Raw genomic sequence first — 21,790 nt, forward strand, 5'->3', positions numbered from 1 at the left:
GCGTGCTCACGCGGCCCGGCGGAACTTCAGAAAGCGCCGGCCTTCGTAATCCAGCTCGCCCGCAGGGGCGAAGCCCAGTCTGGCCAGGCCACGGGTGCGGGAGCGGCTGGGCGGCAGCAGAAGGCTGACCGGGCCAATGCCCAGTTCGGCCCTGCGGGCCATCAGGCCGCGAACAATCCCGGCCCCGTGCCCCCAGAACTCCGGCAGCAGCACCAAGGCCAGGTCGGCCTCATCGCCTTCCTTCTGGAACCCGCCCCAGCCGGCAAACCGGCCATCGATGCGGATGGCCCACGGGCCATAGCCCGCCTCCGACCACTGCGCGTCCTTGGCCTGGGCCCAGCGGGCAATGGCGGCCTCTGTCCAGCGCCCTTCGGTCAGCGGCATGTGGCGCACCACGTCCGGGTGGTTGAGCAACGCCATCCAGCTGGCGGTGGGAATGTCGGAAAAGGCGTGGAAGGTGAAGGCCATGGGGCTGTGGAGAAGTCGCTGCTCGAAAAGCGGTGAGGCGCCCGCCCGTGCGCATGGAATGGCCTCGGGCGGTGAGAGGGATTGGCTGTAGTAGCCCGACGGGTTATTGGCGGGTTTGCAAAGGCGTTCCGTGAAATGGTCAATGGCGCTCTGGGTAGGCATAGCCCAAACTCCCCGCGTACGACCCGTGTCTGGATCAATCTGTGCCGCTAGGCTGCAGCGGATCGAGCGATTCTCTGATCACGCCTATGCCTTGACGGGATAGCGGCTGGAGATGGCGATGCGGTTCCATGTGTTGATGACAATGGCAAGCCATTCAACGGCCGACAGTTCTTCTTTGGAAAGGCTGGCTGAGGCCTGCGCGTAGACCGCATCAGGCACTTGGCCGTCAGCGATCAGTGTGATGGCCTCCACAAGCTCCAGCGCGGCACGCTCTTTGGCGCTGAAGTATTCCGTCTCTTTCCATGCAGAAAGAACGGCCACGCGATCGGCAGACTCCCCGGTGGCAAGTGCATCGCGGGCATGCAGTCTGACGCAGAAGGCGCATTGATTGATCTGGGATGCGCGCAGGCGCAAGAGATGCGAAAAGCCGATGGCAATACCTGCATGGGTCAAGGCGTCCGAGGCAAGCCGGTCCATTTCAATGACGGCCTGATACAAGGCCGGCGTGGACTTTCCGAGATTCAATCTTTCAGTCATGAGATGTCCTGTTTTGCACCGCAGGTATTGGCGGTGATTGGCGGGATTCAGAATGACGCGGGATTGGCTGGTGAGGCCGCACCGCCCGTGTAAAGCACACGGAACCGCTCGCAGACGACGGGCATCGACTCCGTGAAGGTCGTGCCCAGGCGTGCGCACTCCCTGTTGAAATACTGCGTGTGACCCTCCCGCCAGAAGGCCAGGGAGCCATCGCCCTCGCCCTCGGCGGCTGCAAACTCGGGGCTTACCTGGGAGAACGGTACCACGGCGACTTCCTGGGTCTCGATAACGCAAAGTGGGGCCCCTTCCCAGTCGGTGACGATGCAAAGGTCGCCCGGTTGTGACAGCGGCGTTCCCTGTGCTTCAAACGTCCACAGCGAGGTCGCTGTTGCGTGCTTGATGCCGCGGAGAACAAGGTCTGCCAGCTCGCTTGCCAGCTCCGGGCTGTCGCCAAAGGCAAAGGCCTCGCAGAAGCGGGAATCGTCCGGCTCGCCAGTGGCCTGAGTGAATGCCTTCCAGTAGGGGAGGTGTTTTTCTGGAATCGACATTGTTTTTGGTACTTGGTTTAACTGCAGCATCCCGGGCGATCATATGGCCGCTTATGGAAAGGATGCGAATTTGTTATCCGCCAACGTTCTTTGATAGGGTCGTCTATCGGTTGATTTCAGCAGTCGCCGAATGTGATCCGCCGGAACGACTGGCTAGAGCGCAACATAGCCAGACCATGCGCAGATGAGCACGATGAAAATGCTGCCAATGATGCACACCACGTAGTGCTGTCGAACCGATGGGCGGCTGGCGCGATTTGTGTCCTGAGGCATTAACGTGCCCGGTGGCGTTCGAATCAATCGGGCAGTAGAAAAGACAAGGGCTCCTAAACCCAACGCAATGCCATAGAGCCAAAGATAGGACGGCGCGACAGAGACAATCCCTAAAAAAATGAAGAAAAACGGGAGTATAAGTAAAATGAAGAATCGCAATCCGATGCGAAACTCCGCAGTTTTCTTTAAATGCCACTGCTCTCGTTCTGCTGGTGTCATCGCAATTTAGGGGTTAGGTAGGTAGGCTGGCTGCAGTATGCGGGTTGTCTTTGTTATTGCACCAGCCGGTAATGTCGTTTGGTGGTAATGGGATTAAGCAGTAAAACGCAGAAATATCACTGGAAAACAGCGCTTGTCGATTAATTTGCAATCACAGGTGCGAATCATAATTTCTAACGGGCGAGGTAAGCCGACCGCAGAATGCGGGTCGGCTTGACCGAAATGTTAGAGCCAGAAGCTAAAACGGGTAGCCATGCAATGAGCAGTCCTCATATTGGCTTTGATAACTCAACCTCAACCTTGAAGCCATTTTGCATAACGCAGTACTGCAGGCGTTGAAGTAAAACCTGTACACGCTTCAATTTATCGGAAAGGGCGCGAACCTCGGAGGCTGAAATGCCATGAACTTCTGTGCCGGCCCCCTGGTTTTGCTTGGCCCGGAATCGGACTGTCGCAGCAAAAAGTTCCTGGTCAGCAGCCTCGTTGCCAACGTTCCAAGATGAATGAAGAAGAACGTTTCTTTTTTCCGTGATTTCTTTGAACTCTTTAAGAACGTCCTTCACACCTTTTCTGTCCTTTTCGTCTTGGTTGGGTAGTTCGCAATAGATTGCTCCAAGAAGGACCTGTAGATCCGCCGAGGCTTTGTCTCCAACGATGACCTGCTCCATACCCTGGTTCTTCAGGCCCTGGGAGCGCAGCATAAACATGATTAAGAACCTCATCGCATCACAAACGCGCTCAAATGCAAGTACGAACTTGCCAAGCTCCATGATGAATTCTTTGGCTTGCTGTTGATGCTTATCGTCTGCGTATTCTCTAAATTTCACGTGTGAACTCCGAAAAAGCCTAACGGACTAGGTAAGCCGCCCGCAGTATGCGGGTCGGCTTGAGCGACGGGTTAGATGGGAATTTAGCTAAATGCTGTGTAGCACTTGACGCAGCTGTAGCCAGAATATGAACCATCGCGAAGTTCTGTACTTCCGCAGGTTGAGCAAGAGGGTTTGTTGTTTGGATTCAACTGCTTCCCCCTGTTTCCATGAACTTGGTCATATTGTTTATTTGTCCCGTCAGTTCCTTTGTTTGGATTGACTTGGTTTGACTCATTGTCTTTTGGACCTATTTTTTTCATAAAAAAGAAATTCTCAAATTTTCAACCTAACGTGGGAAATCAGCGGCGCGGGTACGGCGTCCGCTGCATTGACTTGTTAGAGGCCCGCTGCGCTGAGCTTTCTCCGGCCTACGCGAACCAGATCTTGATGCAATTTAACGATAGCGCCAGCGGTTTCATGAAGTTTGTTTACGACCTCGAAGAATTTTTTGGGGTTTATCTCCTCCCACTCAGGCGGAACCGTTTGCCTATCTGGGTTATTGGCGGGAAAAGTATTGGTGGCGATTTGGCCCAAATAGTCACCAACTAACCTGTAAAGATCGCTTCTGATTTGCTCTAGTTCGTTGTCAATGAATTCGTGCTCAGCATCACCCCATTCTTGGTAGAAACTTTCAAGATCCCTGATTTTTTCTAACGGCCAAGAAAAGCCAGCCATATTTTGCTCATCTATGAATCGGATGCTTCCATTAGATGGTAAGGTCTTCTTAAAATCTTCAAATAGCTTCAGATCTAGGGCGCATATGCCTGATGAATCCGTAACGACTGATCTGCGAGATTGAAAATTGTGGCCCTCGTGAATTAGCTTGAGAGCTGCAACTAAAGTTTTCTTCAAGGAATTCCTTGCTGGGGCTTTTTCTTCTGCATCTTCTGCAACTGCGTAAGTTGTGATCCGGCGTGACCGGAGGTCGAATGGAAGCTCGGCCGGCCCTCCAAACTCCGTATTCATGACCATTACAATACGCTCCCAGCCAAGAGTTTTGATTGCGTAACCAAGCTCTAAAAGAACATTCGGGTTGGGGGCTGGCTTCTTTGCCGTCGGGTCAATTATTGATACGTCGCACACGAAGACTGAAGCGGAGTCGATTTTAGAAAAAATAGCCTGAGTAATATCGGGCGAGCCGCCCAAACCCAATGTGTCTCGATCAATTACAGGCTCAATTGTGATTGTTTCGTCGTTTCTCAGTTCTTCGGCAGCTTTTTCAAGGGCTGCAGATATTAAGTTCCTATTTGTGTTGCCCGGGCTGTCCGACTGCCAAGAATAAAATACACGCTCCATCACTTTCTTTCCCAAGGGCCTCTAACGTTGAAGGTAAGCGGCGTGCCGAAGGCACGTCCACTTGAGCGACGGGTTAGACCTCATGCGTCCACTACCGTAACGGCGCCAAAGTGGCCCGACAATGACTCAACGAAGATACCGAGAAAGGCGAAGTACTCGCCTACCCTGTCGGATCGAAGTCCATCAGTTGTGAGTTCACAGTCGAACGTGAACTCTGGCCTACCGGAAGACTGCGAAAACACGAAGAAGTCGTCCGTACGCTTCTCCAGCGGCGTGACACCACCTAGCCCGTGAAGAAACTCCCGCACCTCATCCGGCGACTGGAATTTGAAGCGAAATTCTTGGCGAAGTCCCATGATGACCTGAACTCTAACGTTTGAATTCAGCGGCGCGCTTTAGCGCGTCCGCTGGGATGAGCTGTTAGCTACTTCGGTTCTTTAGCGACTACTTCATATTCCGGGCGCCCGGAAGTATCTACACTAAACCCAAGTACTCGCGAATTATTCATCCATATCATTTCCAATTCATCAGCCACTTCATCAAACCGTTCAGAATTTTTGATTGATGAGTAAGATAGTATTGTTTTTTTCTCTTCCGGAAATGGCAAAAGTCTTTCAGGGTAATCTTCAGGAACCTCATGCGTTGCAGTTGCTTTTTGAGGCTTGGCGTGTGCGAGCGTGTTTCTGAAGCTTTTCATTTTGTTGAGTGTTTGCCAAGGTTCAATAGAAAAATCCACCTTGACCTTTAGGAACTCCGAGATCATTGCGATTTTGCCAATAAAAGATGTTGACTCAAAATGATCCCAGTGGGGAAAAAGATGGCTGCCATAGATGTTGCACAAGGCTTCCACACGAAATACGGAAAATGCCATTGAGGGAATAATCCATCTGAACTTATGGCCATCTTGTTCTTTTTTTGCGTTATTCAGTTGATTGATGGCTATCGAGGCAAGGTAACCATGTTCATAGACATTTCTCGTTACTTTCACTTTCTTTGTTTCTTTTTTCATATTCTCGAAGCCAAAAGCGTTGCGCAAAAAGGTAGCTAACGGGCGAGGTAAGCCGACCGCCGAAGGCGGGTCGGCTTGACCGAAATGTTAGAGCCAGAAGCCAAAACGGGTAGCCATGGTTTGGCGACGGGCACGAACTGCGAAAAAGCACTGCGCCACCGAGGCTGCGCAGTACTACCAAAACAATAGCTGCTTGCGCTTGCTACGCAAGGGCTGGAAGCCAAAATGGCTGGAAAACGACGCAATGCCAGCAGGCGAAGCCCGGAGAAACGGCAAACCCAGCGCTGCCCAACGCTTGAGAAATTGAATGCCGTTTGAATAAACATGGGCTAAATAAATTGGTTTTCAGTGGTGCTAACGTTTGAGCTCACCCGAGTGCGGAAGCGGGCGAAGCCCGCTGTAGCGCTTCGGGTGCAGCGAATGGTTAGGCCTCGGCATACGTTGACCGCAAAACGGATTGCCAACCCCAGTATAGAAGTGGCGCGGTGATGACTATGCCCAGAGTTGCACCGGAGAGGATGACAAATAGCTTGCCCTTAGAGGACAGAGCTGGATCGCTGATGTTCTTGCGGCCCGACAGGACGGCGTGAGTAACAAAGGAAGCGCAACCACCGACATACAGGGCTAGCAGCAATGCCACTGGTAGCTCACGTAGCGACGGGAACCAGTAGGACAACGCGGCGATGAGGATCGCGATCTCGCCGCAAAGCTCTGCGATGGCAACGACGGACATGGAATGCGGAGACCGCAGTTCCTCACTGTGTGCCCACACGCAGAAGGCGATGTACATCGCCAGGTAAGCAGCAACCAGCGTCGGCAAGAGAGGCCTAACGTTTGACTTAAGCGGCGCCGTTAGGCGTCCGCTTGAAGGATGGGTTAGCTTTCATCATTGTCGCTAACCGCGTAGTGGGAAATCTCAAGCCCTATGCGAGCGGATGCGGCAAGCTGAATGAGCCTTGGCGACAAGCGGCAGAACTGAGCTATGTTTCCTTCGCGTAATGAAACGCCGAAATCGAAAACCACCTCTTTGACGCCAGGAAACCTTGCTATTTTGGCTACCAAGTTGCTGTTCAATTCCAGGAATTCAGTGGCATCGCTCTCCTGGCGAGGAAACTCATCCATATCGGCTTCGCTCACTACGAAGTTCGCTCCGCTGTCGAGCTGTACCTGATTTTTAAATACTCGGGCCTCGCCCTTCTTCCACTTCCGATGCGGAACTAAGGGCACTTCAGAGAGCAACGCATCTACGTCCAATGATTCGCCTGATATTCGAAGAATGCAGCTCATCTGACTGGTCGACTCCGTGAAAGCTAACGTTTGAGTTCAGCGGCTGCCGAAGGCAGTCCGCTGGAATGATGAGTTAGAAGAATAATTCATTTCGTACGCTCTCCATAAAATATTTCTCGAAATAGATAGAAAAGGCTTTGAGGAAGAATCCAAGTTCCGCAGTGTATTGCCAACGGAAGTAATAAATACCATTTATTGAATGGTAAAGGCATAAATGCAGCAAGAGCGATTAGTGTTTCTGGAACCAGAGGAACCTGTGAGTGATTTTTGGTCAAGCCATTTTTTCTGTTTTTGATGGTCGCCAAAACGCACAGCCAATTCATGGCTATGACGACCAAGGCCACGCCTAGCAGCAAGTATCCAAATGCGTTTCTCATGTTCTTGTTCTAACTAGGATTAGACGACGCGCATCGTAGGGAGGAATGTCGGATAGTGCAATACGACCTGTCACATCTACTGGAAAGCGCCATCCCGTCACCATTTAGCCAAACCTAAAATTTTGCGGATGGAAGGTCTTCCGAATGCGCGCATCGGCAGCCATTCCAGCCGCCTGCCAGCGTCGCGCTGCTCGGTTGCCGGATCAGGGTGGTGATTGAAACTGAGGCAGGCGCTTGGGTCTGCTGCGCCCTGAGCGGTTCTTCGTGCCGCGGGGGTGTGCAATGGCGCGGCTGGCGGCCTTTGGCGCTTTTCCATGGAGCCAGCCCAGCGGTGACGCCTGGGTGGCGTCTTTCAGGCCTTGTCGGCCAGCGCGCCGTTCAGCGCCTCTTGTGCGTCCTCGCACCACCACTGCGCAGCCGCATAGAACCCTTCCCACACGCATCCGTTACACCCCCGACCGCAGCAACTCGTGGGTTCGGGTGGAGGTGGGCGCAGGGCCATGCCCACGCGGTCGGCTTCGGCCTGCAGGGTGGCGAAGCGTTGGCGGGTGGCTTCAAGCATGGGGGCGCGTGTTTCAGCGCCGGCTGCGCCAGCGGGCGAGGCCGTAGCGCGCCAGGAAGGCGCAGCCCAGCACCAGCGCGAACCAGCCGGGCAGGTAGGCCTGGCGCATGATGTCGCGCACGTCGGGCGAGCGGGCCACGTAGGGGGCCAGCAGGATGATGGCGCCGATGAGCGCGCAGATGGCGCCCTTGAGCAGCAGTTCGGATTCCTGTTTGCGCCGGGACGATTCGTTGGGGGAGGGCATGGCGGCCATTATCCCCGGTGGCTTTGCCGGCTTTAGTGGCGGGGGGGGCGGCTTGGGGGGGCGATGGGCACTGGCCGTGGTCGGCTGGCCTGTGCAGGTGCAGTGCGTGGGCTTGGTGGCTGTTTTTTGGGTGTTTTTGGCGTTTAGGCCATATGTGGATTGCGCAAAGCGCTATTATTTTTGATGTTTTGGCCCGTGGATTGATGAGCCGCGCACGATGAGCTGCCCTGGCAGCTCGATCTGCCTGGCGGGTTCGTCGTTGCCCGACAGCCGTTCCAGCAGGCAGCGCACGGCCTCGCGCCCGAGCTGGTCCGTGGGCTGTGCCACCGTGGTCAGGCCCGGGCCGATGAGGGCGGTCCACTCGGTCTCGTCAATGGCGGCAAAGCCCATGTCGCGCCCCAGCTCCCAGCCGTATTCGCGCGCGGCGCTGGCGGCAAACAGGGTGGCGACGGCGTTGCCGGCCACCAGGGCGGGCGCGCCGCCGTGCTGGCGTACTTGCTGGTGCCAGTGCGCCAGCTGTTCGCGGCAGATGGCGTCGGCCTCGCGGTGCATTTCGATGTGCGTGCCTGTGCAGCGCTCTGGCCCCGGTGGCTGCCGTCCCAGCCAGTCGTAGAACGCCTGGCGGCGCGCCATGCGCGAGCTGATGTCCGCCGTGGGCTCGCTCACCAGCAGAAACTGGCGCCAGCCGTGGCTGGCCAGGTGGTCCAGCAGCAGGTTCATGGCGCCGCGGTTATCCACGCTGATGAAGTCGGCCTCCAGCCCCTCCTGGCGGCGGTCCACCAGCACGATGGGTTTGCCCGCGTCCAACGCGTGCTGGCGCAGCCGCCCGGTGGTGGTGGCGCGGTTGAGGATCAGGCCGTCGAGCTGCGAGGTCTGCAGCGCATGCAGCACGCCGCGTTCGCGCTCGGCCTCGTTGCCCAGGTTGAACAGCACCAGCAGGTAGCCGGCCTCCTGGCAGGCGCGTTCGGCGCCCTGCATCACCGCGACCGAGAAGGGGTTGGTGATGTCGGCCACGGCCAGGCCGATGAGGCGCGTGCGGCCATGCTTGAGCGACTGCGCCATGGGGCTGGGGTGGTAGCCGAGCTGCTCCATCGCCTGGGCGACGCGCGCGGCGGTGTCCGCTGCCAGCAGGGTGTCGCCCCCGTTCACGTAGCGCGAGACGGTGGCCTTGGACACGCCGGCGGCGCGCGCCACGTCGTTGATGGTGGCGCGCTGGCGTGTGGGCGGGCGGGGCGGCAGGGGCTGGGACATGGGGGCAAAAGTGGCTGCGGGCGGTGTGCGAGTGGGGTGGGCTTTGCAATGTAGCCGCTTGGGGCGGCCGTGGGGCGCTGCCGGTAAGGGCGCGATATGGGGTGCGGCAGCACAGGCCGGGCACCGTTGTGCCGGCATCCGGGCAATCCCGTACTCGCTAGGCGCTGTGATCGGGCTTAGAATCATGAAACCGGTTTCATTGCCCGTCAACATGACCTATCAGTTTCAGTTCGACCCCGTCTTTGCCGCCTGGCCCACGCTGCTGCACGGCACGTGGGTGACGATCCAGCTGTCGCTCACGGCGACCGTGCTGGGGCTGGTGGTGGCCGTGTTTGGCGCCTGGGGCAAGACCTCGGGGCCGGCGCCGCTGCGCTGGTTCATCAACGCCTACATCGAGCTGATCCGCAACACGCCCTTTCTGGTGCAGTTGTTCTTTTTCTTCTTTGCGCTGCCGGCCGTGGGGCTGCGCTGGTCGCCTTATACGGCGGCGCTGGTGGCCATGGTGGTGAACCTGGGGGCGTATGCCACGGAGATCATCCGCGCCGGCATCGAGGCCATTCCGCGCGGGCAGATCGAGGCGGCGCAGGCGCTGAACCTCAAACACTGGGAGATCTTCCGCTTCGTGGTGCTCAAGCCGGCGCTCAAGACCATCTACCCGGCGCTCACCAGCCAGTTCATCCTGCTCATGCTGAGTTCGGCCGTGGTGTCGGTGATCTCGGCGGACGACCTGACCTCCGTGGCGGCCAACATCCAGTCCGAAACCTTCCGCAGCTTCGAGGTGTACATCGTCGTCGCGGTCATCTATCTGCTGCTGTCGCTGCTGTTTTCCGGGCTGTTCAGGCTGGTGTACCAGCGCTGGCTGAACTACCCCGACCGCCGCTGAAAGGAATCTGAACCATGCGTACTTTCGGCTGGTCCGAACTGCTGTTCATCGTCGAGGCCGCGCGGTGGACGATCGCCCTGTCGGTCATGGCGTTTGCGGGCGGCTCCGTGGTGGGGTTGCTCGTGGCCCTGGCCCGCACGTCCGGCAACGCGGCCGCGCGCTTCGTCGCCACGCTGTTCACCCGCATCTTCCAGGGTACGCCGCTGCTGCTGCAGCTGTTCCTGGTGTTCTTTGGCGCGCCCGTGCTGGGGCTGGAGGTCAACCCATGGATCGCGGCCGCGGTGGCGCTCACGCTCAACAGCGGGGCCTTCCTCGGCGAGATCTGGCGCGGCTGCATCGAGGCCGTGCCGCGCGGGCAATGGGAGGCGGCCCAGGCGCTGAGCCTGAACTACTACTGGCGCATGCGCGGCATCATCTTGCCGCAGGCCATGCGCATCGCCGTCGCGCCCACGGTGGGTTATCTGGTGCAGATCGTGAAGGGCACGTCGCTGGCGGCCATCATCGGCTTCACCGAGATCACCCGCGCGGGCCAGATCATCAACAACGCCACCTTCCAGCCGCTGATCGTCTTCGGTGTGGTGGGCGCGCTGTACTTCATCCTGTGCTGGCCGCTGTCGCTGTGGGCAGGCCGGCTGGAAAGGCGGCAAGCCAGCGCCACCGCGCGCTGAGGCCGTTTCGCCGCACCCGTCGTTCAACCAACCCCCAAGGAGACCCACCATGGCATTCACCCGCCGCCAATTCACCGCCGCTGCCGCCGCCATGGCCAGCGCCAGCCTGCTGCCCCTGGGCGCGTCGGCCCAGACGGTGGAGGACATCCGCAAGAAGGGCAAGCTCGTCATCGGCATGCTGGTGGACTTTCCGCCCTACGGCGTCCTGAACGACAAGAACCAGCCCGACGGCTACGACGCCGAGGTGGCGCGCCTGCTGGCCAAGGAGCTGGGCGTGGAGGCCGAGATCGTGCCCGTGACGGGCCCCAACCGCATCCCGTTCCTGCTGACCAACAAGGTCGATGCGCTGGTGGCATCCCTGGCCATCACGCCCGAGCGCGCCAAGCAGGTGCTGTTCTCCAAGCCGTACTCGGCCGCCTCCATCGTGCTGTACGGCGACGCCAAGACCAAGATCGCGGCCCCCGCGGACCTCAAGGGGCTGCGGGTGGGCGTGGCGCGCGCCTCGACCCAGGACGTGGCCGTGACCAAGATCGCACCCGAAGGCGCGCAGATCCGCCGCTTCGACGACGACGCGTCGGCCATGCAGGCGCTGCTGTCGGGGCAGGTGGATGCGATCGGCTGCTCCGTCACCGTGGCGGCGCAGATCGCCAAGCGCGCGCCCGCAGGCCGCTTCGAGAACAAGTTCCCGCTGCTGCAGCAGAACATGGCCGTGGCCCTGCGCCCGGGCCAGGATGCGCTGGCCGCCGCCATCAATGCCGCCATCGACAAGCACCTGGCCAGCGGCGAGTTCAACAAGCTCTACCAGAAGTGGCTGGGCGCCGACCTGCCCAAGCTGAGCTGATTCGCGCGGGAACATGGCCGGCGCGGCGCGCGCCGGCTTCCCTTCACCACCAGGTCCACGGAGTTTTTTGCATGACCCCCACCGAGCAACCCATCATCCAGCTGCAAGGCGTGGAGAAGTGGTATGGCCAATTCCAGGTGCTCACCGACATCCACCTGGACGTTCGGCCGGGCGAACGCATCGTGATCTGCGGCCCGTCGGGCTCGGGCAAGTCCACCATGATCCGCTGCATCAACCGGCTGGAGAGCGTGCAAAAGGGCCGCATCGTCGTGGACGGCATCGACCTCACCGCCGGCGGGCCCAACGTGGACAACGTGCGCCAGGAAGTGGGCATGGTGTTCCAGCAGTTCAACCTGTTCCCGCACCTGACCATCCTGGAGAACTGCACGCTGGCGCCCATGCGCTCGCGCGGCCTGTCCAAGGCCGAGGCCGAGGAGCGGGCCATGAAGTACCTCACCCGCGTGCGCATTCCCGAGCAGGCGCACAAGTACCCCAGCCAGCTGTCGGGCGGCCAGCAGCAGCGCGTGGCGATCGCCCGCGCGCTGTGCATGACGCCCAAGATCATGCTGTTCGACGAGCCCACCTCCGCGCTGGACCCGGAAATGGTCAAGGAGGTGCTGGACACCATGATCGGCCTGGCCGAGGACGGCATGACCATGCTGTGCGTGACCCACGAAATGGGCTTTGCCCGCAGCGTGGCCGACCGCGTCATCTTCATGGCCGACGGGCGCATCGTCGAGCAGGGCGCGCCCGAGGCGTTCTTCACCAATCCCCAGAACCCCAAGACGCAGGCCTTCCTGGGGCAGATCCTCAGCAACCATTGACATTGACGCACATGCGGCCGCCCGCACAGCGGCTTGCGTGCCTGCGCCCCGTTCCATCTTTCCAGGTCCGATTGCCATGCCCTTCAACGACGCGCTGCCCGATGCACTGGTCTCGCTCACCTCTTTTGGCGCCGCGGAAGTGCGCCGCCATGGCCAGCTGTGGTTCGCCGAGCTGTGCGAGCAAGCCGGCGCCCAGGGCGTCGAGGTGCGCGAGGAGCTGCTGGTGAATGCGTCCACCGAACTGCCCGCCCTGGCGGCCTGGCTGGGCACGACGCGGCTGCGCAGCGTGTATTCCTGCCCCCAGCCCCTGTTCGCGCAGGATGGCCGGCTGGACGGCGCGGCGCTTGCACATGCCATCGGGGCCGCGGGTGTGCTGGGCGCACCGTGGCTGAAGATGTCCATTGGCCGCTTCGCGCCGCCTTCGGCCGAGGCTGCTGCCCAGGACTTCGCCGCCCTGGCGGCGGCCGTGGGCCGCGCGGGACTCACGCTGCTGATCGAAAACGACCAGACGCCGGGCGCGGGCAGCATCCGCGCGCTGCGGCGCTTCTTCGAGGCCGCCGATGCCGCGGGGCTGGCCCTGCCCATGACCTTCGACATGGGCAACTGGCACTACGTGGGCGAATGCCCGCACGAGGCCGCGCGGGTGTTTGCCGCACGCGTGGGCTACGTGCATGCCAAGGGCGTGCAGCGCCGCGATACCAAATGGGTGGCCGTGCCGCTGGCGCAGTCCGGCGCGGCCTGGCGCACGCTGCTGGATGCGCTGCCCCCGGCGGCGCCGCGCGCCATCGAATACCCGCTCGTGAGCGACGACCTGCTGGCCTGCACCCGCGACGAGCTGCAGGCCCTGCGCAGCGCCACATGCGTTTGATCGTTTCCATCCGTCCTCAAGGGTGCCTGCCATGAATGCCAAGACCTACGACGTCGCCACCTTTGGCGAAGCCATGCTGCTGCTGATCGCCGACCGCCCCGGGCCGCTGGAGCAGGCCGAAGGCTTTACCAAGCGCATCGCGGGCGCCGAGATCAACGTGGCCACGGGCCTGGCGCGGCTGGGCTTTTCCGTGCACTGGGCCAGCCGGTTGGGCGCGGATTCCATGGGCCGCTACCTGGTGCGGCAGATGCGCGGCGAAGGGGTGGACTGCAACCATGTGGTCATGGATGCGTCGCAGAAAACGGGCTTTCAGTTCAAGGGCCGCGTGACCGACGGCAGCGACCCGGAGATCGAATACCACCGCAAGGGCTCCGCCGCCAGCCTGATGCAGCCAGCCGACATCGACGAGCCATGGCTGCGCGCCGCACGCCACCTGCACGCCACGGGCGTGTTCGCCGCCATTTCGCCCAACGCGCTGGAGACCGCGCGGCGCACGCTGGAGCTGGCGCGCAGCGCGGGCAGCACCATTTCCTTCGACCCCAACCTGCGCCCCACGCTGTGGCCCAGCGAGGACGTCATGCGCCGCGAGATCAACGCGCTGGCCGCGGGGGCCGACTGGGTGCTGCCGGGCCTGGCGGAAGGCCGGCTGCTCACCGGCGAGGGCACGCCCGAGGCCATCGCCGCGTTCTACCGCGCCCGGGGCGCGAAGCTGGTGGCCGTCAAGCTGGGCGAGGAGGGGGCTTACTTCGACGACGCCCAGGCCGGCACGGGCTATGTGCCGGCCTGCCCGGTGGAGCAGGTGGTCGATACCGTGGGCGCCGGCGATGCCTTTGCCGTGGGCGTGGTCAGCGCTCTGCTGGACGGCCTGCCGGTGGCGCAGGCCGTACGCCGCGGCTGCTGGCTGGGCGCGCGCCAGGTGCAGGTGCTGGGCGACTCCGAAGGCCTGCCCACGCGGGCCGAGCTGCAGGCCGCGGGCTACTGAGCATGGCGCACACGCCGCCGGCCCGGCAGGAAACGGCAGCCACCAGCAACGTCCTGGTCTTCCGGGAACTGCCCGAGGACCAACTGGCCCGCATCGCGGCCCGGCACCGCGTGACGGTGGCCAACCCGCGCCAGGCGGCGCAGCGCGCCGCCTTTGACGCCGCGCTGCCCACGGCGCACGGCCTGATCGGCTCCAGCTTCGCCCTCACGCCGCAGCAACTGGACCAGGCGCCCGCGCTGCGCGTCATCTCCAGCATCTCGGTGGGGGTGGACAACTACCCGCTCGACTACCTTGCCCGGCGCGGCATCACGCTGTGCCACACGCCGGACGTGCTGACGGAGACCACGGCGGACACCGTCTTCGCCCTGCTGCTGGCCACCAGCCGGCGCATCGTGGACCTGGCCATGCTCGTGCGCAGCGGGCAGTGGTCGCGCAACATCGGCACCGAGCTGTTCGGCCATGACGTGCATGGCAAGACCCTGGGCATTCTGGGCATGGGGCGCATCGGCCAGGCGCTGGCGCGCCGTGCGGCGCTGGGCTTCGGCATGCCCGTGCTGTACCACAGCCGCCGCCCCGTGCCCGCGCAGCAACTGGGCGCGCTGGCGCCGCTGGTGCGCCACGCCACGCGCGCCGAGGTGCTGGCGCAGTCGGACTTCGTGGTGTCCATGCTGCCGCTCACGGACGACACGCGCGCCAGCATGGACGCAGCCGCCTTTGCTGCCATGAAGCAGGGCGCCATCTTCATCAATGGCTCGCGCGGCGGCATCGTCGACGAAGCCGCGCTGCTGGCCGCGCTGGACAGCGGCCGTCTGCGCGCCGCTGGTCTCGACGTGTTCCAGGTCGAGCCGCTGCCGCTGGACTCGCCGCTGCGCACCCACCCCCAGGTGGTGCCGCTGCCGCATGTGGGCTCGGCCACCCATGAGACGCGCCATGCCATGGCGCGCCTGGCCACCGACAACCTGCTGGCCGTGCTGGACGGCCGGCTGCCCGCGGGCTGCGTGGTGGGTGCATAGACTGCCCGCTGCCACCCGGACACAAGGAGAACTTGCCATGCAACAGGGCTCGACCCCTCTGACCGCGACGGACGTGGTGGACAGTGCCGCCGTCATTCCCGTCATCGTGCTGGACGATGCCGCGCAGGCCGTGCCCATGGCCCGGGCGCTGGTGGCCGGCGGCATCCGCATGCTGGAGGTGACGCTGCGCACGCCGGCCGCGCTGGCCGCCATTGCGGCGATTGCCCGCGAAGTGCCGCAGGCGGTGGTCGGCGCCGGCACCGCACGCCGGCCGGCCGATGTGCAGGCCGCGGCGCGGGCCGGTGCGCGCTTCATCGTCAGTCCCGGCTACGGTCGGGCCCTGGGTCAATGCTGCCGCGACGAGGGCCTGGCGCTGCTGCCCGGCGTGGCCACGGCCAGCGAGATCATGGCCGCCTGCGAGGACGGGTTCGACGTGCTCAAGTTCTTCCCCGCCATGGCGGCCGGCGGCGTGCCGCTGCTCAAGGCCTGGCACGGCCCCTTTGGCGACGTGCGGTTCTGCCCCACGGGCGGCATCCATGCGGGCAATGCGGCGGATTTCCTGGCGCTGCCCAACGTGGCCTGCGTGGGCGGATCGTGGCTCACGCCGGAGCGCGCGCTGGCACAGGGCGACTGGGCCGCCATCGAGCGCCTGGCGCGCGAAGCGGCGGCGCTGCGCCCCCGCGGCTGAGCGCTTCGCCGCCAGGGCGCGGCCAGGCGCCGCCCATGGAGGGGCGCGGGCAGTACACGCACACGGGCGAGAAGGCTGCGGCGGCGTTTATCCTTGGCACCCTTCCCAGCCCTCATTCGTGAAAGTACACAGTCCATGGCCATCCAGTGGTTTCCCGGTCACATGCACCTGACGCGCAAGGCGATCGGCGAGCGCATCAAGGACATCGACGTGGTGATCGAACTGCTGGACGCCCGCCTGCCGGGCTCCAGCAGCAACCCGCTGCTGGCCGAGCTGACGGGCCACAAGCCCACGCTGAAGGTGCTCAACAAGCAGGACGTGGCCGACCCCGAGCGCACGCCCGCGTGGCTGGCCTGGTACAACGCGCGGCCCGGCACCAGCGCCATCGCGCTGGACTCGTCCGACGCGGCCCCCGCGCGCCGGCTCATCGACGCCTGCCGCCAGCTAGCGCCCAACCGGCGCGGCCTGGCGCGGCCCATGCGGGTGCTGATCTGCGGCATTCCCAACGTGGGCAAGTCCACGCTGATCAACACCCTGTCGGCCAAGCGCGAGGCCAAGACCGGCGACGAGGCCGGCATCACCAAGCAGGAGCAGCGCATCGTGCTGGACGATGACTTCTACCTGTGGGACACGCCCGGCATGCTGTGGCCGCGCATCACCGTGCCCGAAAGCGGCTACAAGCTGGCCGCCAGCGGCGCCGTGGGCCGCAACGCCTACGACGAGGAGGAGGTGGCGCTGGAGCTGCTGGCCTACCTCAAGCAGCATTACGCGCCGCTGCTCGATGCGCGCTACAAGCTGGGGCTGGACGCCGCCGCCATCGCCGCCAGCCATGACGATGCGCTGCTGGAGCTGATCGCCAGAAAGCGTGGCGCCGTGATGAGCGGCGGGCGGCTGAACCTGCAAAAGGCCGCCGAGATCGTGCTCACCGACCTGCGCAGCGCCGTCCTGGGCCGCCTGACGCTGGAGACCCCCACCGAATTCGAGGACTGGCTGGCCGCCGCCGAGGTGCAGGAGGCGCAGCGCGCCGCGCGCAAGGCCGAGCAGCAGCGCCGCAACGATCGCCGCGCGCGCATCGCGCCGCAGGGCGAGGACTGATCAGCCGATCACGGGCGCGCAGCGCACCTCGGTCTTCACCGAGTTGGCGATGAAGCATGCCTCGTGCGCCTCGTGGTGCATGGCCCGCTGCTCGTCGGGCGTGGGCAGCGCCTCGCCGCCGAATCGCACTGCGGGCCGCAGCGTGACCACCGTCATGGCCAGGCGGCCCTCGGCGTTGCGGGCCATCACGCCCTCGGCCGCGTCGCGGTAGCCGTCCACGCAAAAGCCGCGGCGCGCCGCGATCGACAGGAACCACAGCATGTGGCAGCTCGACAGCGCGGCCACGAAGGCTTCCTCGGGATCCACGGCCGCCGCATCGGACCAGGGCAGGGGCACCACATGCGGCGACGAGGAGCCCGGCAGCTCCGCACCGCCGTCAAAGCGCAGCAGGTGGCGGCGGCTGTAGCGGTTCTTCAGGAAGTCCTCGGGCGGCGCGGTGCGCTCCCAGAGGGTTTCGGCGTGGTAAGTGGCCATGGCGCGTCCTTGAAGTAAAAAATGCCTCCAGCGCTTGCCAGTCAAACGCAGGCAGCTATCAAATTCTAGGCATTGCGCTGCCCCAGCCAGATGCCGCCCATCACCAGCGCCACGCCGGCGATCTGCGGCCCGGCGAGCGTCTGGTCCAGGAAGGCCCAGCCGAGCAAGATGGCTGTGACCGGGCTCAGGAACCCCAGCGACGCCACCACGCCCGGCTCCAGCCGTGCGATGCCGCGGAACCACAGCACATAGGTCAGCGCCGCGCCCGCCAGGCCCAGCCACGCCAGACCGAGCAGGTGGCCCGCCGTGGGCGCAGGCCAGTGGGGGCCGGCCAGCAGCGCGACCGGCACCAGCAGCAGGCCACCCGCCGTGAGTTGCCATGCGGTGAAGGTGCGCAGCGGCACGGGCGGGCGCCATTTGCGCGTGAGCACCGTGCCGCAGGCCATGGAGACCGCGCCGGCCAGGCCCGCCGCGATGCCCGTGGCGTCCAGCGCCGCGCCGGGCGTGAGCACCAGCAGCGCCACGCCCGCGAGGCCGGCCAGCGCCCCGAGCACGGCCGCCGGCCGCACCGCGCTGCCCAGCACCGCCGCCGCCAGGAACACCACCACCAGCGGCTGCACCGCGCCCACGGTGGCCGCGGCCCCGCCCGGCAGCCGGTAGGCCGAGACGAACAGCAGGCTCCAGAACACAGAGAAATTGAGCGCGCCCAGGATGAACACGCGCAGCCACCAGATGCCCTGCGGCAGGCGCCGCGCGGCCAGGAGCAGCAGCAGGCCTGCGGGCAGGGCGCGCAGCAGGGCCACCGTCATCGGCGGCACCTGCGGCAGCAGCTCGGTGGTGACGATGTAGGTGCTGCCCCAGATGGCAGGAGCCAGCGCGGTCAGCAGCAGGTCACGGGTGTGTGTAGTCATTGGAAAACCTTCGCGCTGCGCACTGCGGTGCGAGCCCCCTTCGGAACGGCCGGGCGGGGGTTCATGCGAACTCCAACACCTGCGCCAGCGGGCGGCGCGGCTTTTGCGGCCAGTTGCCGGGCGCGGCGCGGCCCACGGTGGCGAGCATCACGGGCACTTCGCCGAGAGGCAAATGGAATTCGCGTGCCACGCCGTCGGGATCGAAGCCCGTCAGCGCACACGACGCCAGGCCCAGCGCCTGCGCCGCGTGCATCAGCGTCATGGCGCCGAGGGCGGCCGAGCGCACGGCCTCGTCGCGCGCCGCCTGGGGCGTGGCGTATTGCAGGCGTGCGGCCTGCTGCCAGCCTTGTGCCATCTCGGCCGGCATGTGGCCCGCCTCCACGAATGGCTGCAACCGCCCGGCCAGGGCCTGCGGGTCGGCGAGCACGCCGCAGACGATGAAGCAGACGGCCGCCTCCGCCACCTTGGCCTGGTCCTGCGCCACGGCGCGCAGCCGGGCCTTGGCCGCGGGCGTGCGCACGGCGATGAAGCGCCAGTTCTGCAGGTTGTAGGCGGTGGGCGCGCGCGTGGCCAGGCGCACCAGCCGTTCGATTTCGGCGTCTGCCAGGGTGTGGGCGGCATCGAAGCGGTTGGCCGAGATGCGCTGCTCGATGAGGGTGAGGGTGGGGTGTGTCGTCGTCATGGCGTGACTGTAGGTAATTCACCCCCAATTGATAATTGGCAGATATTGAAAGAAACTGTTTACCAGCAGATGGGAGTTCCATGAACCACCTGACAGCCCTGCAGGTCTTCCGCCGCGTGGCCGAGCGCGGCAGCTTCGCCGATGCGGGCCGCAGCCTGGGCCTGTCGCCCGCGGCCATCAGCAAGAACATCGCCGAGCTGGAGGCCCACGTGGGCGCGCGCCTGATCCACCGCACCACGCGGCGCATGGCCCTGACGGAAGAGGGCCGCCTGTACCTGGAGCACGTGACCCGCGCGCTGGACGCGCTGGCCGAGGCGGGCAGGGCGCTGTGCCCCATCAAGGCGGCGCCCAGCGGCCTGCTCAAGGTGAGCGCGCCGATGACGGTCACGCTGACGCGGCTGTCCAGCGCCATCCCCGCCTTTCTGGAACGCCACCCGGGCCTGAGGCTGGACCTGCAACTGGACGACCGGCGCGTGGACATCGTGCGCGAGGGGTTCGACCTGGCCATTCGCGGCAGCGACCGGCTGGAGGATTCATCGCTGGTCGCTCGCCCATTGGCCACCATGCCGCACGTGTTGTGCGCCGCGCCGGCGTATTTTGCGCGGCGCGGCCGGCCCGCGGTGCCGGCCGACCTGAATGAACTGGACTGCGTGCGCTTCAGCCTGTCGGGCCATGCGGACGTGTGGGAGTTCCACCAGGGCGGCCGCACCGAGCGGGTGACCGTGGATGCGCGGTATTCGGTGTCGTCGAGCCTGGCCGTGCGCGATGCGCTGCGCGCCGGGTTCGGCGTCAGCCTGATCCCGCGCCCCTACGTGGAGGACGACTTGTGCACCGGCCGGCTGCAGGCCGCGCTGGAGGACTGGCGCACGGTGGAGACCACGCTCTACGCGGTCTATCCGTCGCGGCACTATGTCGCGCCCAAGCTGCGCGCGCTGCTGGACTTCCTGGTCGAGGCGTTCGAGGAAGAAGGGGGAAATAGGCCTCCAGAGCTTATCCAGAAAGCGCGAGCAGCTATGGAATGAGGAGCTACCACGCCAGCGGCACGGGCCCGTCCACCCAGAACAGGATGCGCCGCGCCTCGGCGTAGCGCGAGGTGCCGTACTGGTAGGGGTCGGGCCCGCCGGCCTTGCGCAGCAGCGCCAGTGTGCCGCCCGCCGTGCCCACGGCCAGGATGTCGCCCGGCCCGGGGGCGATGCACAGCACCGCGCCGCCGCCCACGTGGTGGTGCCACAGCGCGCGGCCGTCCTCGGCCAGGCCGAGCAGGTTGCCGAGCGTATCGCCGTGCACGGCGGTGCCGTGGAGCGCGGCGCGGGGGGGCTGGTCTTGGAGGGTCGGGTCGCCCTCTGCCGGGGTGATGTGCAGGCCGTCGGCGCTCACGCGCCAGCAGCGGTCCGTCCAGGTCAGCAGCGAGTCGTCGGGTTGCCAGTGCAGGGCGTGCACGCGCTGGCCGTGGCGCAAGGCGTGGCGCGCATAGGCTCCGGGCGCGAAGGCGAAGCGGTGGTGGAAGCGCTCTGACAGGTCTGCGTCCGCCAGGCCGTGCACCGTGCGCGCCAGGTGCAGCACGGCGGCGGCGTGCAGGCCGCGCGGGTCGGCCAGGGGCGGTGGGCCGTCCTCGGGCTGGGCGACCCAGTGCTCGCGCACCACGGCGGCGTGCGCGCGGCCGGCGGCCTGCCAGTCGCGCGACAGGGCGGTGAGCGCGGGGCCGAAGACTTCGGCGTCGGACTCGTGCGGCGCGAAGGGGGGCATGCGCGGCAGGGCGGGGAGCAGGCCATCGGCCGTCTGCGCATCGGGCGGCTGCCGCTCCACCGCGGCGAACAGGCGCAGCAGGCGGTCCATGTGCTCCACCGCGTCGTTGGGCAGCAGCTCCAGCGCGTCGCCCTCGCGCTGGCGGTAGCTGATGCGCAGGCCCGGTGGGTGGGCCGTGCCGGGGCCTTCGGCCAGGTCGATCTGGTAGCTGGCGCGGGTGTCCTCGGGCGCACCGTCCCCGTTGCGCCAGTCCAACCGCAGGGCGCGCCCGCCGTGCGGGTGGGGCTGGAGCGTGCCGGCCCAGGCCTCGCCCTCCCAGCCGTCGATGCGCTGGCCGGTGAACACCGGCAGCTGCGTGAGCGCCTCCACGCGCGCGGGCGTGAGCAAGGCGTGCAGCCGCGTGCGCAGCGGGCGGCCCGCGCGGCGCTGGCCCTCGGCCCGGCGCCAATAGGCGATCACGCCGTGCCAGGCCTCGGCGCAGGCCTGCAGCGCATCGGCCGGCGCCTGGGCGGCGTCCAGCGGCTGCCAGGGGCCGGGCAGGCCGGCGGCGTCATAGGCGCGGAACTGGCGCACCAGCCCGTCGAGCACCGGCGGCGCGGGGGGCTGGCGCAGCCGCGCCCAGGCCTGCGTGAGCGGGTTGGCGTGGGCGGGCACGGTGCTGGCCTGCGGCAGGGCGAGCCAGAAGTCCCAGCGCTTCCAGAGCGTGATGAAAAGCCCGTCGTGGTAGGCGTCCAGGTCTTCATCGACATGGCTGCGGGTGAGCAGGAAGTCCGTCTGCCCGAACCAGCCGGCGGCCTTGTGGCGGCTCTTGTCGGGCAGGGCGGCCCGCAGCAGCTGGCGCAGGTGCTCGGCGTTCAGGGCTTCGCCGGGGCACAGGGTGGGGTCGTCGGGCCAATCGCCTTCCAGGCCGTCCATGCCGGCTTCGGTGGCGCCCGTGTGGGGCCACGCAAGCGGGTGGAGGGGCGGTAGGGTCTGCATGGTGTGGCCTGCGGGGCATGGTAGCGCGCCGGCCG

At 64.7% G+C, this 21,790-nt stretch carries 31 protein-coding genes; 10 read left to right on the forward strand and 21 right to left on the reverse strand.

Translation table 11 applies throughout. From position 1 onward, the window contains the following. Positions 1 to 6: 6 nt before the first annotated feature. The 17 genes from BP68_RS13500 to BP68_RS13580 all read right to left on the reverse strand — a co-directional run bounded on the left by BP68_RS13500 (position 7) and on the right by BP68_RS13580 (position 9,102). Positions 7 to 468: a GNAT family N-acetyltransferase gene (locus BP68_RS13500; protein WP_496372586.1), complete on the reverse strand. Its 462-nt coding sequence runs from the start codon at positions 466 to 468 to the stop codon at positions 7 to 9. 246 nt (positions 469 to 714) lie between these two features. After that, complete coding sequence (locus BP68_RS13505) at positions 715 to 1,167, reverse strand: carboxymuconolactone decarboxylase family protein (RefSeq protein ID WP_496372588.1); 453 nt, start codon at positions 1,165 to 1,167, stop codon at positions 715 to 717. 47 nt (positions 1,168 to 1,214) lie between these two features. Next, entirely contained in the window at positions 1,215 to 1,715 is a 501-nt protein-coding gene (locus BP68_RS13510; RefSeq protein ID WP_496372590.1) for an ASCH domain-containing protein, read from the reverse strand. 153 nt (positions 1,716 to 1,868) lie between these two features. Next, on the reverse strand, positions 1,869 to 2,207 hold the full coding sequence (locus BP68_RS13515; RefSeq protein WP_496372592.1) for a hypothetical protein: 339 nt from the start codon (positions 2,205 to 2,207) through the stop codon (positions 1,869 to 1,871). 173 nt (positions 2,208 to 2,380) lie between these two features. Next, entirely contained in the window at positions 2,381 to 2,473 is a 93-nt protein-coding gene (locus tag BP68_RS13520; protein ID WP_496372746.1) for a DUF1010 domain-containing protein, read from the reverse strand. Between the two features lie 3 nt (positions 2,474 to 2,476). Continuing rightward, complete coding sequence (locus BP68_RS13525) at positions 2,477 to 3,034, reverse strand: hypothetical protein (RefSeq protein ID WP_496372594.1); 558 nt, start codon at positions 3,032 to 3,034, stop codon at positions 2,477 to 2,479. A 19-nt stretch (positions 3,035 to 3,053) separates the two neighbouring features. After that, positions 3,054 to 3,170 (reverse strand): DUF1010 domain-containing protein, encoded by a 117-nt coding sequence (locus tag BP68_RS13530; RefSeq protein WP_496372596.1) that lies wholly within the window; start codon positions 3,168 to 3,170, stop codon positions 3,054 to 3,056. A gap of 242 nt (positions 3,171 to 3,412) precedes the next feature. Then, positions 3,413 to 4,372, reverse strand: a complete 960-nt coding sequence (locus BP68_RS13535; protein ID WP_496372598.1) for a hypothetical protein — start codon at positions 4,370 to 4,372, stop codon at positions 3,413 to 3,415. 80 nt (positions 4,373 to 4,452) lie between these two features. Then, complete coding sequence (locus BP68_RS13540) at positions 4,453 to 4,728, reverse strand: hypothetical protein (RefSeq protein WP_496372600.1); 276 nt, start codon at positions 4,726 to 4,728, stop codon at positions 4,453 to 4,455. Between the two features lie 68 nt (positions 4,729 to 4,796). Beyond that, a complete protein-coding gene (locus BP68_RS13545; protein WP_496372602.1) occupies positions 4,797 to 5,381 on the reverse strand; it encodes a hypothetical protein in 585 nt (194 codons plus the stop codon). A 35-nt stretch (positions 5,382 to 5,416) separates the two neighbouring features. Beyond that, a complete protein-coding gene (locus BP68_RS13550; RefSeq protein ID WP_496372604.1) occupies positions 5,417 to 5,707 on the reverse strand; it encodes a DUF1010 domain-containing protein in 291 nt (96 codons plus the stop codon). Between the two features lie 98 nt (positions 5,708 to 5,805). Continuing rightward, a complete protein-coding gene (locus BP68_RS13555; protein WP_496372606.1) occupies positions 5,806 to 6,114 on the reverse strand; it encodes a hypothetical protein in 309 nt (102 codons plus the stop codon). A gap of 143 nt (positions 6,115 to 6,257) precedes the next feature. Further along, positions 6,258 to 6,668, reverse strand: a complete 411-nt coding sequence (locus BP68_RS13560) for a hypothetical protein (protein WP_496372608.1) — start codon at positions 6,666 to 6,668, stop codon at positions 6,258 to 6,260. A gap of 86 nt (positions 6,669 to 6,754) precedes the next feature. Next, the gene (locus BP68_RS13565; protein ID WP_496372610.1) at positions 6,755 to 7,045 is read right to left on the reverse strand and encodes a hypothetical protein; all 291 of its coding nucleotides are present in this window, start codon (positions 7,043 to 7,045) and stop codon (positions 6,755 to 6,757) included. Between the two features lie 352 nt (positions 7,046 to 7,397). Further along, a complete protein-coding gene (locus tag BP68_RS13570) occupies positions 7,398 to 7,607 on the reverse strand; it encodes an oxidoreductase-like domain-containing protein (RefSeq protein ID WP_496372612.1) in 210 nt (69 codons plus the stop codon). 13 nt (positions 7,608 to 7,620) lie between these two features. Then, on the reverse strand, positions 7,621 to 7,860 hold the full coding sequence (locus tag BP68_RS13575; RefSeq protein ID WP_496372614.1) for a hypothetical protein: 240 nt from the start codon (positions 7,858 to 7,860) through the stop codon (positions 7,621 to 7,623). 165 nt (positions 7,861 to 8,025) lie between these two features. Beyond that, the gene (locus BP68_RS13580) at positions 8,026 to 9,102 is read right to left on the reverse strand and encodes a LacI family DNA-binding transcriptional regulator (RefSeq protein WP_496372616.1); all 1,077 of its coding nucleotides are present in this window, start codon (positions 9,100 to 9,102) and stop codon (positions 8,026 to 8,028) included. Positions 9,103 to 9,313: 211 nt separating this feature from the next. Here BP68_RS13580 and BP68_RS13585 point away from each other — a divergent pair, with 211 nt between their 5' ends. From BP68_RS13585 to ylqF, 9 genes are all read left to right on the forward strand, one after another. Beyond that, positions 9,314 to 9,985 (forward strand): amino acid ABC transporter permease, encoded by a 672-nt coding sequence (locus BP68_RS13585; protein ID WP_496372618.1) that lies wholly within the window; start codon positions 9,314 to 9,316, stop codon positions 9,983 to 9,985. Positions 9,986 to 9,999: 14 nt separating this feature from the next. Next, positions 10,000 to 10,653, forward strand: coding sequence for an amino acid ABC transporter permease (locus BP68_RS13590; protein ID WP_496372620.1), 654 nt, complete (start codon positions 10,000 to 10,002; stop codon positions 10,651 to 10,653). A gap of 49 nt (positions 10,654 to 10,702) precedes the next feature. Next, entirely contained in the window at positions 10,703 to 11,494 is a 792-nt protein-coding gene (locus tag BP68_RS13595) for a transporter substrate-binding domain-containing protein (protein ID WP_496372622.1), read from the forward strand. A 71-nt stretch (positions 11,495 to 11,565) separates the two neighbouring features. Further along, positions 11,566 to 12,318: an amino acid ABC transporter ATP-binding protein gene (locus BP68_RS13600; protein ID WP_496372624.1), complete on the forward strand. Its 753-nt coding sequence runs from the start codon at positions 11,566 to 11,568 to the stop codon at positions 12,316 to 12,318. 76 nt (positions 12,319 to 12,394) lie between these two features. Further along, on the forward strand, positions 12,395 to 13,186 hold the full coding sequence (locus BP68_RS13605) for a sugar phosphate isomerase/epimerase family protein (protein WP_496372626.1): 792 nt from the start codon (positions 12,395 to 12,397) through the stop codon (positions 13,184 to 13,186). Positions 13,187 to 13,217: 31 nt separating this feature from the next. Next, positions 13,218 to 14,168 (forward strand): sugar kinase, encoded by a 951-nt coding sequence (locus tag BP68_RS13610; RefSeq protein ID WP_496372628.1) that lies wholly within the window; start codon positions 13,218 to 13,220, stop codon positions 14,166 to 14,168. 2 nt (positions 14,169 to 14,170) lie between these two features. Further along, positions 14,171 to 15,181 (forward strand): 2-hydroxyacid dehydrogenase, encoded by a 1,011-nt coding sequence (locus tag BP68_RS13615; RefSeq protein ID WP_496372630.1) that lies wholly within the window; start codon positions 14,171 to 14,173, stop codon positions 15,179 to 15,181. A gap of 37 nt (positions 15,182 to 15,218) precedes the next feature. Beyond that, the gene (gene eda / locus BP68_RS13620) at positions 15,219 to 15,869 is read left to right on the forward strand and encodes a bifunctional 4-hydroxy-2-oxoglutarate aldolase/2-dehydro-3-deoxy-phosphogluconate aldolase (protein ID WP_496372632.1); all 651 of its coding nucleotides are present in this window, start codon (positions 15,219 to 15,221) and stop codon (positions 15,867 to 15,869) included. Between the two features lie 135 nt (positions 15,870 to 16,004). After that, positions 16,005 to 16,964, forward strand: coding sequence for a ribosome biogenesis GTPase YlqF (gene ylqF / locus BP68_RS13625; RefSeq protein WP_496372634.1), 960 nt, complete (start codon positions 16,005 to 16,007; stop codon positions 16,962 to 16,964). Here ylqF and BP68_RS13630 read toward each other — a convergent pair whose 3' ends face one another. From BP68_RS13630 to BP68_RS13640, 3 genes are all read right to left on the reverse strand, one after another. After that, the gene (locus BP68_RS13630) at positions 16,965 to 17,438 is read right to left on the reverse strand and encodes an OsmC family protein (protein WP_496372636.1); all 474 of its coding nucleotides are present in this window, start codon (positions 17,436 to 17,438) and stop codon (positions 16,965 to 16,967) included. It abuts the gene before it with no gap. A gap of 65 nt (positions 17,439 to 17,503) precedes the next feature. Next, a complete protein-coding gene (locus BP68_RS13635) occupies positions 17,504 to 18,349 on the reverse strand; it encodes an EamA family transporter (protein WP_496372638.1) in 846 nt (281 codons plus the stop codon). Positions 18,350 to 18,410: 61 nt separating this feature from the next. Continuing rightward, on the reverse strand, positions 18,411 to 19,031 hold the full coding sequence (locus BP68_RS13640) for a nitroreductase family protein (protein WP_496372640.1): 621 nt from the start codon (positions 19,029 to 19,031) through the stop codon (positions 18,411 to 18,413). Positions 19,032 to 19,111: 80 nt separating this feature from the next. On the opposite strand from BP68_RS13640, the gene BP68_RS13645 reads away from it, so the two are divergent. Next, positions 19,112 to 20,053: a LysR family transcriptional regulator gene (locus tag BP68_RS13645; RefSeq protein ID WP_496372642.1), complete on the forward strand. Its 942-nt coding sequence runs from the start codon at positions 19,112 to 19,114 to the stop codon at positions 20,051 to 20,053. 4 nt (positions 20,054 to 20,057) lie between these two features. Here BP68_RS13645 and BP68_RS13650 read toward each other — a convergent pair whose 3' ends face one another. Further along, positions 20,058 to 21,755, reverse strand: coding sequence for a hypothetical protein (locus BP68_RS13650; protein WP_496372644.1), 1,698 nt, complete (start codon positions 21,753 to 21,755; stop codon positions 20,058 to 20,060). Positions 21,756 to 21,790: the final 35 nt, after the last annotated feature.

Source organism: Diaphorobacter oryzae DSM 22780, assembly GCF_059568935.1.